At 64.4% G+C, this 14159-nt stretch carries 14 protein-coding genes and 1 pseudogene; 7 read left to right on the top strand and 8 right to left on the bottom strand.

Annotated elements, in window-relative coordinates; all coding sequences use genetic code 11:
* Positions 1–136: 136 nt before the first annotated feature.
* Positions 137–295: pseudogene (locus H0W47_RS12650) on the top strand (DUF2917 domain-containing protein); the annotation flags it as partial.
* Positions 296–441: 146 nt separating this feature from the next.
* Here the strand turns inward: H0W47_RS12650 and H0W47_RS12645 are convergent.
* Positions 442–867 carry a TfoX/Sxy family protein gene (locus H0W47_RS12645; protein WP_296924865.1) on the bottom strand — a complete coding sequence of 142 codons (426 nt, stop codon included), beginning with the start codon at positions 865–867 and terminating at the stop codon, positions 442–444.
* 115 nt (positions 868–982) lie between these two features.
* Between H0W47_RS12645 and H0W47_RS12640 the strand changes: the two genes are divergently transcribed.
* Both H0W47_RS12640 and H0W47_RS12635 read left to right on the top strand, forming a co-directional pair.
* Positions 983–1579, top strand: a complete 597-nt coding sequence (locus H0W47_RS12640) for a TetR/AcrR family transcriptional regulator (RefSeq protein ID WP_296924860.1) — start codon at positions 983–985, stop codon at positions 1577–1579.
* Between the two features lie 89 nt (positions 1580–1668).
* A complete protein-coding gene (locus tag H0W47_RS12635) occupies positions 1669–2658 on the top strand; it encodes an MBL fold metallo-hydrolase (RefSeq protein WP_296924858.1) in 990 nt (329 codons plus the stop codon).
* A gap of 182 nt (positions 2659–2840) precedes the next feature.
* Here H0W47_RS12635 and H0W47_RS12630 read toward each other — a convergent pair whose 3' ends face one another.
* Positions 2841–3245, bottom strand: coding sequence for a BLUF domain-containing protein (locus tag H0W47_RS12630; protein ID WP_296924856.1), 405 nt, complete (start codon positions 3243–3245; stop codon positions 2841–2843).
* 90 nt (positions 3246–3335) lie between these two features.
* Here H0W47_RS12630 and H0W47_RS12625 point away from each other — a divergent pair, with 90 nt between their 5' ends.
* The gene (locus H0W47_RS12625; protein WP_296924854.1) at positions 3336–4097 is read left to right on the top strand and encodes a Crp/Fnr family transcriptional regulator; all 762 of its coding nucleotides are present in this window, start codon (positions 3336–3338) and stop codon (positions 4095–4097) included.
* A 351-nt stretch (positions 4098–4448) separates the two neighbouring features.
* On the opposite strand, the gene H0W47_RS12620 is transcribed toward H0W47_RS12625, so the two are convergent.
* Entirely contained in the window at positions 4449–5426 is a 978-nt protein-coding gene (locus tag H0W47_RS12620) for a DUF6279 family lipoprotein (RefSeq protein WP_296924852.1), read from the bottom strand.
* On the opposite strand from H0W47_RS12620, the gene glmU reads away from it, so the two are divergent.
* On the top strand, positions 5425–6837 hold the full coding sequence (glmU, locus tag H0W47_RS12615; RefSeq protein ID WP_296924849.1) for a bifunctional UDP-N-acetylglucosamine diphosphorylase/glucosamine-1-phosphate N-acetyltransferase GlmU: 1413 nt from the start codon (positions 5425–5427) through the stop codon (positions 6835–6837). The two genes, H0W47_RS12620 and glmU, sit on opposite strands and share 2 nt — an antisense overlap.
* A 631-nt stretch (positions 6838–7468) precedes the next feature.
* Here glmU and pyrF read toward each other — a convergent pair.
* On the bottom strand, positions 7469–8293 hold the full coding sequence (gene pyrF / locus H0W47_RS12610; RefSeq protein WP_296924847.1) for an orotidine-5'-phosphate decarboxylase: 825 nt from the start codon (positions 8291–8293) through the stop codon (positions 7469–7471).
* 176 nt (positions 8294–8469) lie between these two features.
* On the opposite strand from pyrF, the gene H0W47_RS12605 reads away from it, so the two are divergent.
* Positions 8470–9345 carry a DMT family transporter gene (locus tag H0W47_RS12605; RefSeq protein ID WP_296924844.1) on the top strand — a complete coding sequence of 292 codons (876 nt, stop codon included), beginning with the start codon at positions 8470–8472 and terminating at the stop codon, positions 9343–9345.
* 89 nt (positions 9346–9434) lie between these two features.
* Here the strand turns inward: H0W47_RS12605 and H0W47_RS12600 are convergent, their stop codons facing one another.
* Genes H0W47_RS12600 through H0W47_RS12585 form a run of 4 tightly spaced genes read right to left on the bottom strand, consistent with a single transcriptional unit; the run spans position 9435 to position 12588 of the window.
* The gene (locus H0W47_RS12600; protein ID WP_296924842.1) at positions 9435–10352 is read right to left on the bottom strand and encodes a uracil-DNA glycosylase; all 918 of its coding nucleotides are present in this window, start codon (positions 10350–10352) and stop codon (positions 9435–9437) included.
* A complete protein-coding gene (gene rimI, locus H0W47_RS12595) occupies positions 10349–10831 on the bottom strand; it encodes a ribosomal protein S18-alanine N-acetyltransferase (protein ID WP_296924840.1) in 483 nt (160 codons plus the stop codon). The genes H0W47_RS12600 and rimI overlap by 4 nt, the downstream gene beginning before the upstream one ends.
* Positions 10828–11547, bottom strand: a complete 720-nt coding sequence (gene tsaB, locus H0W47_RS12590; protein WP_296924837.1) for a tRNA (adenosine(37)-N6)-threonylcarbamoyltransferase complex dimerization subunit type 1 TsaB — start codon at positions 11545–11547, stop codon at positions 10828–10830. Before tsaB ends, rimI begins: the two co-directional genes overlap by 4 nt.
* Positions 11548–11562: 15 nt before the next feature.
* On the bottom strand, positions 11563–12588 hold the full coding sequence (locus H0W47_RS12585; protein ID WP_296924834.1) for a DMT family transporter: 1026 nt from the start codon (positions 12586–12588) through the stop codon (positions 11563–11565).
* A 55-nt stretch (positions 12589–12643) separates the two neighbouring features.
* On the opposite strand from H0W47_RS12585, the gene dacB reads away from it, so the two are divergent.
* Complete coding sequence (gene dacB / locus H0W47_RS12580) at positions 12644–14146, top strand: D-alanyl-D-alanine carboxypeptidase/D-alanyl-D-alanine-endopeptidase (protein ID WP_296924831.1); 1503 nt, start codon at positions 12644–12646, stop codon at positions 14144–14146.
* Positions 14147–14159: the final 13 nt, after the last annotated feature.

The raw sequence follows: 14159 nt of genomic DNA, 5'->3' as shown, positions 1-14159 counted from the left end.
AAAATCGATCCGTTCTTGCGTACACTTTGGCATTGGCAGTCCCCGGTTGCAATTGACATCGAACACCAATGACAACGCGCTTCGGCACGGGGCTGCCGACTCCTGCTAATGAAATATCCGGGCTAGCGGACGAGCGTTGACCTTGCGGCCCACAGAAGCCAGCGTGTTGCGAATCGCCCACGGTCAGGTCTGGATCACCTTCAACAATGCGCATCAGGACGATGGTGTGCGCGGCGGTGACCATGTCCTGGGCGCCGGTGAAGAACTCAAGCTGCTGCCCAGCCAGGTGCTGGTGATGGAACCCTGGCATGCGGGCCATGCCTCACCTGCGTATTTCAGCTGGGATCCTTTGTCTGCGGCCGCGGGTGTGGTGCTGGCCAGCCCGTCCCGGCATGCGCTGGCGCAACGCGCGGTCAGCCTGCCTTGGCGCGCCGGTGTGGCTCAGCCGCTGCGCGATTTGCGCGGCGCCCTCGGTCTGGCTGCGGCCGCCTCAGGCCGGCTGGCCTTTGGCCTGGCCGGTGCACTGGGCACAGCCTTGCTGGTACTGCTGCCGCGTTTTGTCACGGGGCTGGCCACCGGACGTGCCCGCACGGCCTTGGCGGCGCGCGACTTCAAGGCGCAGGCCAGCGACAGCCGGGCCCACTGCGCCATCAGTTGAGGCGACTCCATCGCGTCTTCCGGCGCGCTGTAGTAATTCAGCTTCATGGCCTTGCCTTTGGCCTTATACATAAACGGGCGGCAACCCACAGCTTCAAAAAGGCTGCGGGTTTCTTCATCGGCCTTGAGCCAGAGCGTGTCACCGCCGCCCAGATCGGCCAGCAGTGCGATATTCAATCCATCGGTGCTGATGCCGAAGCCGCCAAACATGCGGCGGGCTGAGCACGGCCCCGCGCTGCCCAGCAGCTCGCAACAGTAATTGGCAAAGGACAGGTCTGTCGGCATCACGCTACTTTAGCGCGCCCGGCGTGCTTCACAATAGCGCATGGCCCGTCCCAAATCCGCGACCCACGAGCTCCAGCGCGAAGCCATTCTCGACGTGGCTGCTCAGTGTTTTGCGCAGCGTAGCTACATGGCGGCCAGCATGAACGACATCGCGGCCGCCTGTGGCACGTCCAAGGCTAGGCTGTACCACTACTACGGCAGCAAGGAAGCCATCCTGTTCGACCTGCTGGACCGCTACACCCAGCACTTGCTGGCCATCATCGGCCAGACCGAAGCTACTGCCCAGCGCAAGAACCTGGACGACCGCGCGGCGCTGCATGAGTTGATCCGCAATTTCCTCGACCAGTATGAAAGTTCGGCCACCCGCCATGTCGCCTTGCTGGGCGACACCAAATTCCTCGGTGAAGTGCAGCGCGAGCTGATTCTGGACCGTCAGCGTGACGTGGTGTCGGCCATGACGCGTTTTCTCAAGCGGGCCTACCCGCAACGCATCACCCCGGCCAACCAGACGGCGGTGACGATGATGCTGTTCGGCATGATCAACTGGACCTTCACCTGGATGCGGCCCGACGGCCCCATGACTTACCGCGCGTTCTCGGAAGAGGTGGTGGCCATGCTGGAACGTGGTCTGGCTTGAATCTTTGTGTGTTTTACTATCCGTAATAAGTTACGTATAGTAAAATCGCACCAGCTGCCACTTTCTGCGGCTGCCCTCACGGAGACCCCATGTCCAAAGCTTTTGCCTCACAGTCCGATCTCACGGACAAAAAAATCACGTTTGAGCAACTCAGTGCCCATTGCTGGGCCTACACCGCCGAGGGTGACCCGAATTCCGGCGTGATCATCGGCGACAAATTCATCATGGTCAGCGACGCAACCGCCACACCGGCGATGGCGCAAGACCTGATTGCGCGCATCCGCACGGTCAGCGACAAACCCATCAAATACGTGCTGCTCACCCATTACCACGCAGTGCGTGTGCTGGGCGCCAGCGCCTATATCGCCGAGGGCGCGACCGAAGTCATTGCCAGCCATGGCACGTATGAGCTGATCGTCGAACGCGGCGCCGAAGACATGCAAAGCGAGATGGAGCGTTTTCCCCGCCTGTTTCGCAATGCCGAAAGCGTGCCCGGCCTGACCTGGCCGACCATGGTGATCGCCGGTGGCAACCCGGTCAAGGGTGAGGTTCCGGGCAAGCTGGTGGTCGATCTGGGCGGCGTCAAGGTGCAAATCTGGCACCCCGGTCCCGGTCACACGCGCGGCGACACCATCGCCTGGGTGGAAGAGGAAAAAGTGCTGTTCTCCGGCGACCTGGTCGAGTACCAGGCCGGCGTTTATACCGGCGATGCCCAGCTCGAGGAGTGGCCTGCCACGCTGGAGGCGCTGCGCGCGCTCAAGGCTGAAGCCATCGTGCCGGGTCGCGGGGAAGCCATGAAAGGCGCTGCCGAGGTGAACAAGGCCATCGACTACACCAAACAATGGGTGGAAACGCTGTTCCGCTGTGGCAAGGAAGCGGCGGCGGCGAAGATGGACCTCAAAGGTGCGATGACGCACACCCGCAAGAGCATGGACCCGATCTTCGGCCAGGTCTTCATCTACGAGCATTGCTTGCCGTTTGACGTCAGCCGCGCTTACGACGAAGCCAGCGGTATCAAGAATCCGCGCATCTGGACGGCCGAGCGCGACAAGGAGATGTGGGAGGCGCTGCAAGCCTGACCTCATTGATCGGGCCTCGCGGATTGCCCTCATTGTTTTGCGCGTCGATCCCCACGAAGTGGCCCCTCGCCGGTCGCAAAACAACTCGCCGCGCATCTGGACGGCCGAGCGCGACAAGGAGATGGGGCGGCACTGCAAGCCTGACAGGGATGATCCGCTGACGGGCCCCGGGTTCGGCGGCCTCAGCTGTCCAGATCAATGCTGGGAAGCAGTGCCAGAAACTGCGCCATGGCCTGCTCAGGCCCCGCCTCCTGCATGCGGCCCAATACGTCGACGTCGTCCGTAACCACATAACCCGGGCTGAAGCGGCGGAACCTGCGTTCGCGCAGTGGTCCATGGTGCAGGATTTCAACGTTGACATGGCGCGGGTCCAGCAAGATGCGCTCTGTCAACGCGAGTACCGCTTTGCGAGGCCCTTCGATCTGCTGACAAAAGCGCATGCCGTCGAACACCAGCAAGCCCGTTGTGCCGGACGCTTCGTTGGCGAGTCGGGCCTTGGCGGCAATCTGGGAAACAACCTTCACGGGTGAGTCGGGCGACAGGGTGCTGACATAAAGCACCTCATGCAGTGGGGAGGCATTTTCCATAAGTGGCGTGTAATGTAGCCAGCAGGCTCGACTGCAACAATGTCAAAAGACACAGGGGGTCCCGGCACTAATTCGGCACTAGAATTCCGCGTGGTTATCACCCCTCCTTCCAGCGCCGGCCCCTGCCCCAAACATTGCAAAGACTGCCGTCTGCGCGGTCTGGAGGCTTTCAATGCGGTGACGCCGCAGGAACTGGCCTTCATCGAAGACTTCCGCAGCGGCGCAGGGTTTGCCGCCGCCGGCACGTCCATCATTTCTGAGCAAAACCCCAATGGCAAGCTGTTTACGCTGTACGCCGGCTGGGCCTTTCGCTACAAGACGCTTAGCGACGGGCGCCGGCAGATCCTCAATTTCCTGCTGCCGGGCGATCTGATCGGTTTGCAGCAGGAGTTTGCTGACGGCGCCAGCCATGGTGTGGAAGCGCTGACCGATGCCGCACTGTGTGTTTTTCCGCGTGACGGACTGTGGGACCTGTTCCGCCAGTTTCCCAGCCTGGGTTACGACGTGACCTGGCTGTCGGCGCGCGAGGAGGGCATGGTGGATGAGAACCTGCTGACCAACGGGCGGCGCACGGCCGCAGAACGCGTGGCCATGCTGCTCATTCATCTGTACCGGCGTGTTGAACGCTTGGGGCTGGCGACTGACAACTCGATCGAATTTCCGATCAACCAGCAGCACATCGCCGATGCCTTGGGCCTGTCGCTGGTGCATACCAACAAGACCCTGAGGCGGCTGGCGCAGCTGGGGCTGCATGAGCTGGGGGACGGGCGGCTGCGGCTGATCAATCCGCGGGCCTTGCACCGCCTGGCAGACTATTACGATCTGCCCTTGAGGCGCATACCTTTGTTGTAGGTCGCCGCCGACAGGGTCATGCTGTGCCAGATGACAGCAATCGTGGTTCGGATTTTCTAGGCTGAAAGTCCGGCGTCAATGACGCGACAGATGCGCAGAAGGCCGTCACGATGAACAGCAAAATTCTTTTTCGGTCCAGCCCGCTCCAGCAACAACCTCAGCGGCGCGTTAACCAACAGCAGCAACAAAGCAGCGGTTCGGGTGAATTCCAGCCAGCGCACACCAGACAGCCTGGTCAGGAAAGTCGCCTTGCTGGGTACGCCAGACCCAACGCCACGGGTTCGACCCAGAGCATGTGACAGGTTCCTGGGCGGCATGCCTCATCGACGCCAGACAAGCGCCAGCTCATCGTCAGAAGCCCAACGCCAGTAACGGTCCCGTCGCCGCGTTAGCCGCCTTCCGGCTGGCCGCATCATTCTGCGACGCCAGAATCGTGAAGTCGCGGGCGTAATTCCCCAGCGTGTCAATTGCTTTGGCGCGTTGTGCTGGTGTGGTGCTGTTATGCAGCAGCGCCAGCATTTTGCAGTTGTCGCGCGTCAACCTGTCCTGGTAGCTGCGATAGGCCGGATTCGGCGAATTCAGGGAGCGCTCAAAATAAGCCCTGACGGCTGGGGTAGCCTGGACCGGGTTGGCGGCACCATTGATCAGCGGCGTCAGGGTCTGCAGCGCATCCTGCTGGCGGCGGCGGTGCTCGGCCAGCGTGGCGGACGCATCGAATACCGACTGCGCCATCTGCGCACGCAAGACCGCACGTTGCTTTTCCTCCAACGCGCCGTACAGCATTTCGGCGCGGCTCACGGCCTTGTCGAGGCGTTTTTCAAGCCTTTCGGCTGGCGTGCCTTCGATGAAATTGCGCTGGTACTCGCGATTCAGTTTGGTGAACTTGCGCTGCAGGTAGTTGAGCTGTTGCTTGTCCAGAGTGGGGGCAAGCTCGGCCACCATGGGCTCGGAACGTGCGGAGATGGCCAGCAGGCTGCTGCGCACTTCGTCGGCGACAGTGCACACCCGCGCTTCGTCGATCTCGCCCGGCATCCAGGCCTGCCATTTTTTCAGCAGCTCGGCGTAGGCGGGCAGCTCGGTGCTGCGGTGCCAGCGCTGGACCTTCACCAGCTCATCCTTGACCCGGCTGGTTTGGGCCTCGCTGAAATCGAAATAGCCGTCAAGCTGCAGGTAGGCCAGTTCCGGCGCCTGGTTGTAGGCAAGTTTCACCACGCTGCAGGCGCCCAGCAGGGCAGCCAGCGGTAGCATCACGGCAAGCCCGATAATCCGCAGCAACGATTCGCAGCGCGTCGTGCGCGCGCTCCACAAACCAGACACAGGAAACTTCATGGCAACTCCAGTTGATGTCGTCATCATGGCAGCAGGCAAAGGCACCCGGATGAAAAGCCGGCTGCCCAAAGTGTTACACCGTTTGGGCGGCCGTGCGCTGCTGGCCCATGTGATTGACTGTGCAGCGCGGTTATCGGCCCGCCAAGCGGTGGTGATTACCGGCCATGGTGCCGCAGAGGTGGAGTCTGCGATGGGCCGCGAAGTTCCCGCGGGACTGGGCATCAGCTTTGCGCGCCAGGAACCCCAGCTCGGGACCGGACACGCGGTGCAGCAGGCCCTTCCATTGCTGGCAGATGATGGCATCACCCTGGTGCTGTCGGGCGACGTTCCCCTGACCCGTGTCGAGACGCTGGAAGCGCTGCTGGTGCAGTGCGGCGGCCAGCGGCTGGCCCTGCTCACCCTGAGCATGGCCGACCCCACCGGTTACGGCCGAATCGTGCGTGCCGGCAAGGAGACCTCGGCCCAAGTGCGGGCTATCGTGGAGCACAAGGACGCCAGCGACGCCGAGCGCGCCATTTCTGAAATCTACAGCGGAATCATGGCCGTGCCGACCCGTTTGTTGCGCGGCTGGCTAGCGCGGCTGGACAACAAAAACGCCCAGAACGAGTACTACCTCACCGATATCGTCAAGTTTGCGGTGACTGACGGCGTGGCTGTGGTGGCTCATCAGATCAGTGACGCGGCCCAGGTGGCCGGCGTCAACAGCCCGGTGCAGCTTGCCGAACTGGAGCGAGTCCACCAGCTGCGCATGGCCACCGCCTTAATGGAGCAGGGCGTGCGCCTGGCCGACCCGGCGCGTATCGATGTGCGCGGCACGCTGGACTGCGCACAGGATGTGGAGATCGACGTCAACTGCGTTTTCTCGGGCGCCGTGACGCTGGGGGAAGGCGTATCCATTGGCGCGAATTGCATGATCGCCAACGCGCGCATCGCGGCCGGCGCGGTGATCCACCCGTTCACCCACATTGACGGTGAAAAGCTCGGCGTGCAGGTGGGTGAGGGCGCGCTGGTCGGCCCGTTTGCGCGGCTGCGGCCAGGCGCAGATCTGGGCGCTGAAGTACATATCGGCAATTTTGTCGAGGTCAAGAACGCCAGCCTGGCCAGGGGCGCCAAGGCCAACCACCTGGCCTACGTCGGCGATGCCGCGCTGGGCGAACGTGTCAACTACGGCGCCGGCAGCATCACCGCCAACTACGACGGCGCCAACAAACACCGCACCGTGATTGAGGCCGACGTGCACATCGGCAGCAACTGCGTGCTGGTCGCACCCGTCACCATAGGCGCGGGCGGCACCGTGGGTGCAGGCTCGACCATCACCAAAAGCACGCCGCCCGGCACCCTGAACGTGGCGCGCGGCAAGCAGGTCAGCCTGGAGAACTGGCAGCGGCCGGTGAAACCGCCGAAAGCCTGAGTTTGTGAGTCATTTTGGCCCCTGGCCCACGTCCAACGGGCATTGTCAGCTATTGAATTCATAGCAATCAGGTTTTCTCATGCTGTGCAGGTCCGCGTTCGCCAGCGGGCTTGACTCCCCACTCCCAACCCCCGCCCTTCCCTCGCCCCGCTGGGCGATGGAAGGAGCCTCATGTGGCCGCGTGTGCTGCGCTCGCGTGCAAACATGACCGCCGCTTGGGATTCCCGTGCAGGAAGCGCTGCGCGCTTCCTGCACTCCGGATTGAATTCGGTATTTGTTTTCTCTCCTCCACCCGTCGGGCTGGGCCGAGGAGCGCAGCCGAAAACGGATCAGGACGAGCGATTGTCTGAGCCGAAGACGAGTTCGAGCTCGACCCCGTTTTCGGGGAGCACCGCAGGCTGCCCGCAGCATCGCTGCGGGACCCAGACCATCGGGTCGCCTTTTTCTTTGCTTACTTTCTTTTTGGCGACGCAAAAAGAAAGTGAGTTGCCGCCGGGCAACCCCCGGCTTGTCGGCACACCATACGGCTCGAACTTGCCAACATGGATTCCGGGATGACAGGCAAAGCTATGAATTCAATAGCTACCTACGCACGCCAGCCGGGGGCTGGAGCCCTGAAAATCTTAAGAAATCAGGCGCGTGCGGCCTGCAGCAGATCCCGCGTGCGTATTGCCTCGCGCCGCGCGGCTTCGGCGAAATCATCGCCGGATGACGCGTAGATGATGGCGCGCGAGGAATTCACGATGATGGGCGCACCCGGGCGCCAGCCGGCCTTGACCGTGGCCACCGCATCGCCGCCCTGTGCGCCCACGCCAGGAATCAGCAGCGGCAGGGTCGGTGCGACCAGGCGCACACGTTCGATCTCGGCCGGATAGGTCGCGCCGACCACCAGACCGAGCTGGCCGTTCAGGTTCCAAGGACCCTGCGCCAGCCGCGCCACATGTTCGTAGAGCAGCGGCTGGCCTTCGACCGAAGAAAAACGCTGGCTCTGCAAATCGTCACCCCCGGGGTTGGAGGTGCGGCACAGCAAAAATGCGCCCTTGCCCGCGTGCTTCAAATAGGGTGCGACCGAATCAAAGCCCATGAAAGGCGACAGGGTCACCGCATCGGCGCCGTAACGCTCGAAAGCCTCGACCGCGTACTGCTCGGCGGTGCTGCCGATGTCGCCGCGTTTGGCGTCGAGGATGATGGGCACCTGCGGCGCGACGCGGCGCATGTGTTCCATCAGGCGCTCGAGCTGGCCTTCGGCGCGGTGCGCCGCAAAGTAGGCAATCTGCGGCTTGAAGGCAATCGACAGGTCGGCGGTGGCGTCGACGATGGCGGCGCAGAAGTCGTAGATCTTGTTCGAGTCGCCCTTGTAGCGATCCGGAAACTTCAGCGGGTCCGGGTCCAGGCCCACACACAGCATCGATTGGTTCTGGCGCTCTGCCGCACCCAGCATCTCGAGGAAAGTCATAGAGCATTTTAGCCCCCACGATCGCTCACTTCGTGTAGCTTCCTGCTCCCCGAGGGGGCGCTGCGCCTGCGCGCGGCCCCTGCTGGTTAGAGCCGGAGATTCTCATAGCCGTCGCTGCAGGATTTCCCTTCTGCCCGGACAATAGCGGCACCTCTCACCTTCTTCCCTTGTCCCACATGCAACTGAGCCGCCAACAACTGGTCCTGCTGGTCCTGCTGACACTGGCCTGGGGCATCAACTGGCCCATCATGAAAGTCGGCGTCGCCGACTTCCCGCCGCTGACCTTCCGGGCGCTGTCGATCTGGCTGGGTATTCCGGTGCTGGGGCTGGCCATGGTGTTGATGAAAGTGCCGTTTTTTGTGCCGCGAGACAAGTACCGCGAGCTGTTCTGGCTGGCCTTTGCCAACATGTTTGTCTGGCACGGGCTGATCATTCTGGCGGTCAAGAATCTGAGCAGCGGGCGTGCCGCCATCCTGGGCTACACCATGCCGATTTTCTCGGCCCTGATTGGCGCCTGGTTTTTCGGCAACCAGTTGCAGCGGCGCAGCTGGTTCGGCGTGGCGGCAGCCGCGCTGGGCGTGTCGCTGCTGCTGTGGCACGAACTCACCAACCTGTCGGGCCGGCCGGTTGGTGTGCTCTGCGCGCTGGTGGCTGCGGCGACCTGGGCCGTCGGCACGCAAAAGCTGCGCAACACCACCATGCCAGTGGCCACGCTGACGATTTCCTTCTGGATGACCGTCTTGACGGCGGTGGTGATGGCGGGGCTGAGTGCAGCCTTCGAGATGCCGCAGTGGAAAGCGCCTTCGGCCGTGAGCTGGGCCTCGATTCTTTACAACGCGGTGATCATTTTCGGTTTTGCCCACGCGGCCTGGTTTTTTCTGGCGCGCAGCCTGCCACCGATTGCCTCTACCCTGAGTGTGATGATGATTCCGATCCTCGGCGTGTTTTCGGGCGCGCTGGGCCTGGGCGAGGTGCTGCACTGGCAGGACTGGGCCGCCGTCGTGTTGATGGTGGTGGCGATTGCCTCGGTGCTGGCGCCCACACGCAAGTAACACACAGCAGGACTCTTCTTGCCAGCAGGGGCCGCGGGTCCGGCTTTGCCGGCCCGCAGGCGCAGCGGCCCCCCCCGGGTGGCCGCGAACTACACGGAGTGAGTGAGCGTGGGGGCCACACTCATGGCGAGACAGAGGTCGTCCCAGGCCTTGGCCTTGTCGCCCAGGCTGCGCAGCAAATAGGCGGGGTGGTAACTCACCACCACCGGCACGCCGAGGTAGCTGTGCACTTGGCCACGCAATTTGCCGAGCGGAATTTTGTGCACCTCCGGCACGCTGTCCTGCAGCAGCGACTGCGCAGCGAACTTGCCCAGCGCGAGGATCATCTTCGGTTGCAGCAACTCGACCTGACGCTTCAGGTATGGCTCGCACTGGGCCACTTCTGCCGGCTCGGGGTTGCGGTTGGCCGGTGGGCGGCACTTGAGCACATTGGTGATGAACACATTCTTCGCCACGCCCGGCCGCGCCGCCTCGTCGCTACCGCGCTGCAGGCGCATGGCCAGCAGCATATTGTCGAGCAGCTTGCCGGCCTGGCCGACAAAAGGTTCGGCCGCGATGTCTTCGTGTTCACCGGGCGCCTCACCGACCACCAGCCAGTCCACGGTGGGTAACACGTCACCAGCGGCGGGGCCGATGCCAAACACGGTGTTTTTGCGGCTGGTGCACAGCGCGCAGGCGCGGCAGCCCGCGACAGCTGCCTGCAGCGCCGGCCAGGCCATCAGCTCGATGCCATCGGGGCGCGGCTGCAGGCCGGGCGCAGGCGCTGCAGGTGCACGGGCGACCGGCGCCGCGGCGGCCTGCGGGGGGCGGGCTGCAGGCACGGGTGCGGCAGGTGGGCGCCCGGTTTCCGTATCAAATTGGGCCTCAGCCCTTGTGGGGCGGACGCCAGTAGCTACTGAATCAATAGCACCTGGGCCCGTTGCCGCGTCCGCCGGTGGCGGCTGCCAGAGGCGCACGCCCATCTCGCGCAGCATGGCGCGCTGACGTTTGTCGAGGTCCAGGCTCATGACAGGCCCAGGCTCATGACCACCGCGTCTTCGCGCTGGCCGTTCGCCGCCGGGTAGTACTGGCGCCGGGAGCCGACATGGCGGAAACCGTACTGTTCATACACGGCGCGCGCGCGCTCGTTGCTCATGCGCACCTCCAGCCACAGCCACAGGGCGCCCTGTCCGCGCGACCAGAGTGCCAGCGCGTCGAGCATCACGCGGGCCCAGCCCTGGCGCTGGTGTGCGGGCGCTACCGTGATGTTGAGCAAATGCACCTCGTCCACACCCTTCATCGCCACAAAATACCCGAGCAGCTCGCTGGCGCCTTCCGGGCCGCCGGCCAGCACCTGCGCCTGGTAACCGGCGTCAAGCGAATCGCTGAAGTTGCCCTGGCTCCAGGGATGGGCATAGGCGCTGTTTTCCACACGCAGCACCGCTTCGAACCATGCAGCGGTCATGGGCTCGAATCGGGCTTCGGCGGGTTGGAGAACAGCGTTCATGTCGGGGTGGCGAGCGCGGCCCTGGCCTTGACCACGGCGCGCTCTTCGGTGGTCAATGCTACTTTATCGCGCACATACAGTGGCAGCGCCTGATCCGCGCCCACGCCGTGGCCCGCCGCCAGCAGCGCCGGCGCCAGCCGCAACATGGCGGTCGCTGTCGGCAGCGCTTCAACACATTGCGCCGCCGGCCAGGCTGGCAAACGGCCCGCATAGACCTTGAACACATTGCCGGCCAGCAGCGTGTCGCCAGCGCCCGGCACAAGGTTTTCAGGCCGGCACAGCGTGCAGGCATCTAGCGCCGTCCACACGCCAGCGGCCCAGGCGAAGCGCTGCACATACATCTCGTCCATGCGCGCATCGAGCAGCGCGGTGAGCTGCAGCGTGGTCGCATCGGGCTGGTGCCGCAAGCGCGCTTCTTCAGCGACTGCCAGCAAAGTGTCCAGTGGCAGCACCGGCAGCTTCGCACCCAACGCCAGGCCCTGTGCCACCGAGCAGGCGGTGCGCAGGCCGGTGAAGGAGCCCGGCCCGCGCCCGAACACCAACGCGTCCAGCGCATCCATCCGCAAACCGGCCTGTGCCAGCAGGTCCAGCACGGTCGGGATCAGCGTGCTGGACGCCTGCGCTGCGCCGGGCCCCGTGTGCTGCCACACGCGCTCGCCGTCGCTCACGGCCACCGACAAAATTTCGGTGCTGGTGTCGAAGGCCAGGAGTTTCATGAGTTGGCAATCAAATCAGGCCTTGGCCCTTGTAGGACGAGCGTCAGCAGCTATCAAATCAGGAGCAATAGCAGAGGCGACGGCCCGCCGTGCCTGCACCCGCACGCCGAACACAATACCCACGGTCACCAGCGCCAGCCCGGCCAGCAAGTTCCAGTGCAAGGGCTCGCCGAGGAAGATCACCGCGCCGAGCGCCGACAGGCCGGGCACCACGGCGGTGATCATGGTCGAACGTACCGGACCGAAGTGCTGGACCATCTTGGTGAAAGTGATGCCCGAAATGACCACCGAGCCCATGCCCTGGAACATCATCTGGAAAACAATCTCGCCCCAGGGCGCGGTGGCCAGTTTGCTGGCAATGGCGCCTGAATAGGCCAGCAGGCTGTAGGCCGGTACATAGGCCAAGAACGCAAACACGCTGATCGCAATCGTCGCCTGCACTGCCTGCAGCGCGTGTTTGCGCACCAGCACCGAATACACGGCCCAGCAGGTGGACGCGCTCAAAAACAGCAGATCGCCCTTCCAGACCTCGCTGCCCGGCTGCAGCCATGCTTGCAGCAGGCTGGCACCGCCGACCAACACATCGCCGAGAAAAATAAGGCCCAGGCCGATGGCGCGCACCGGCGTCACGCGGTCCTTGAGGATCAGCACCGCCATCAGCGTGGTGCTCAGTGGCAGCGTGCCGGGCAGCAGCACCGAGGCATGCGCGGCCGGCGCGAAATAAAAACCGCTGTAGGCCAGGCAGGCATAACCGACACCGCCCACCATGCCGATTAGGGCGGTCAGCTTGAAGCCCAGCGGCGACAGCCCCAGCCAACTTGGCGGCGCCACGCCGGGCGCTGCATCACGCGCGCGCTTCCACACCAGCCAGGCACCCCAGGGCAGCAGTACCAACGCAGCGCCGGCAAAACGCAGCAGGCAGATGTCCAGCGGGGTCAAGCCCCGGTGCGCAGTGGCGCGGGCAATCACGATGAAGGAGGTCCAGATCGCCACCGTCACGACGGCAGCGAGCACGCCCACGGTCTTGGGGGAAAAACGCATGCCCTGATTATCCGTGCAGAGCCGCGTACAGCCGCCCTGCGCGGATAATCAGGGCATGTCTGTGAACTTCCTTTCCACCCGGCTGTTGCTGATCACCGCCCTGGCCCTGCAGCCGGGCTGGGGTCTGGCCCAGAAGGCCCCGGCCGCCGCCAGAGCCGCCAAACCGGTGCTGCCAGAGGCGATTGCCAAGGCCCTGAGCCGCGCGCAGGTTCCGACAGACGCGGTGACGCTGCTGGTGGTGGACGCCACAGGCAATCAGCCGCCGCGTCTGGCCCACCGCACTACCGAAGCGATGAACCCCGCTTCGGTGATGAAACTGGTAACCACCTATGCCGCGCTGGACCTGCTGGGCCCCGACTTCACCTGGAAGACCCGTGTGTTGATGGACGGCAGCATTGCCGACGGTGTGCTGACCGGCAACCTCATCGTGCGTGGCGGCGGCGACCCCAAGATGGTGGTCGAGCGCCTGCAGGCCCTGCTGGCGCAGATCCAGTACAGCGGCGTGAAAGTCGTGCGCGGCGACATCGTGCTGGACCGCAGCGCTTTCCAGCCGTCGGCGCAGGACGCGGCCGAGTTCGACGGGGAGCCGCTGCGGCCCTACAACGCCAGCCCCGACGCGCTGCTGATCAACTTCAAGTCGATGGTCATGCGTTTCACGCCCGACCCGCAGAACAACCGCGCGCTGGTCGCGGTCGAGCCGCCGCTGGCCGGCATCATGATCGACGACAGTGTGTCGCTGGCGCGGGCCGCGCGCTGCGGCGACTGGCGCAGTGAGCTGCGCGCCAGCGTGGACAACCCGAATCGCCTGCAATTTACCGGCAGTTATTCGGCGGCCTGCGGTGAACGTGTCTGGCCCAGTGCTTACCCGGACCCGCAGAGTTTTGCGGCGCGCGCCATCGAGGGTTCCTGGCGCGCCATGGGTGGCCTGCTGACCGGCACGGTGCGCGACGCCACGGCGCCCGAGCTGGCGCTGCTGCGCGCGCGCGGCACGCTGTCGGGCGAGAAGCCCCCGCTGCGCCTGGACGCGCCTTCGCTGCCGCTGCGCGAGATCGTGCGCGACGTCAACAAGTACTCCAACAACGTGATGGCCAGGCACCTGTTCCTCACGCTGAGCCAGCGCTCGCCGGCGGGGCAGCTCTACCAGGCCTCGCCCGCGACCGGCCGGGCTGCGCTGATCGCCTGGTGGAAGAAGTCGCTGCCCCAGCAGCCGGCGCCGGTGATGGACAACGGCTCGGGCTTGAGCCGCATTGAACGCGTCACCGCCGCCAGTCTGGCGGCCATGTTGCAGCACGCCTTGCAAAGCCGCGTCGCGCAGGACCTGCTGGACTCGCTGCCCGTCGCCGGCATGGACGCCACGATGCGCGAGCGCGCCAAAACCGTCGCTGGCCAGGCCTTCATCAAGACCGGCACACTGCGCGACGTGACGGCGGTCGCTGGTTATGCCAACGGTGTCGGTGGTGCGCGCTACGTCGTGGTCGGCATCGTCAACCACCCGAATGCCGTTGCGGCTCGGCCTGCGCTGGATGCGTTGATACAGTGGGCGGTACAGGAGCGCTAAGGCGCTGCAGATT

Origin of the sequence: Polaromonas sp., assembly GCF_013817205.1 — a bacterium.
Lineage (GTDB): Bacteria > Pseudomonadota > Gammaproteobacteria > Burkholderiales > Burkholderiaceae_C > Polaromonas.
The sequence above is the reverse complement of the archived record's forward strand: the minus strand, read 5'-3'. Positions and strand labels throughout refer to the sequence as shown.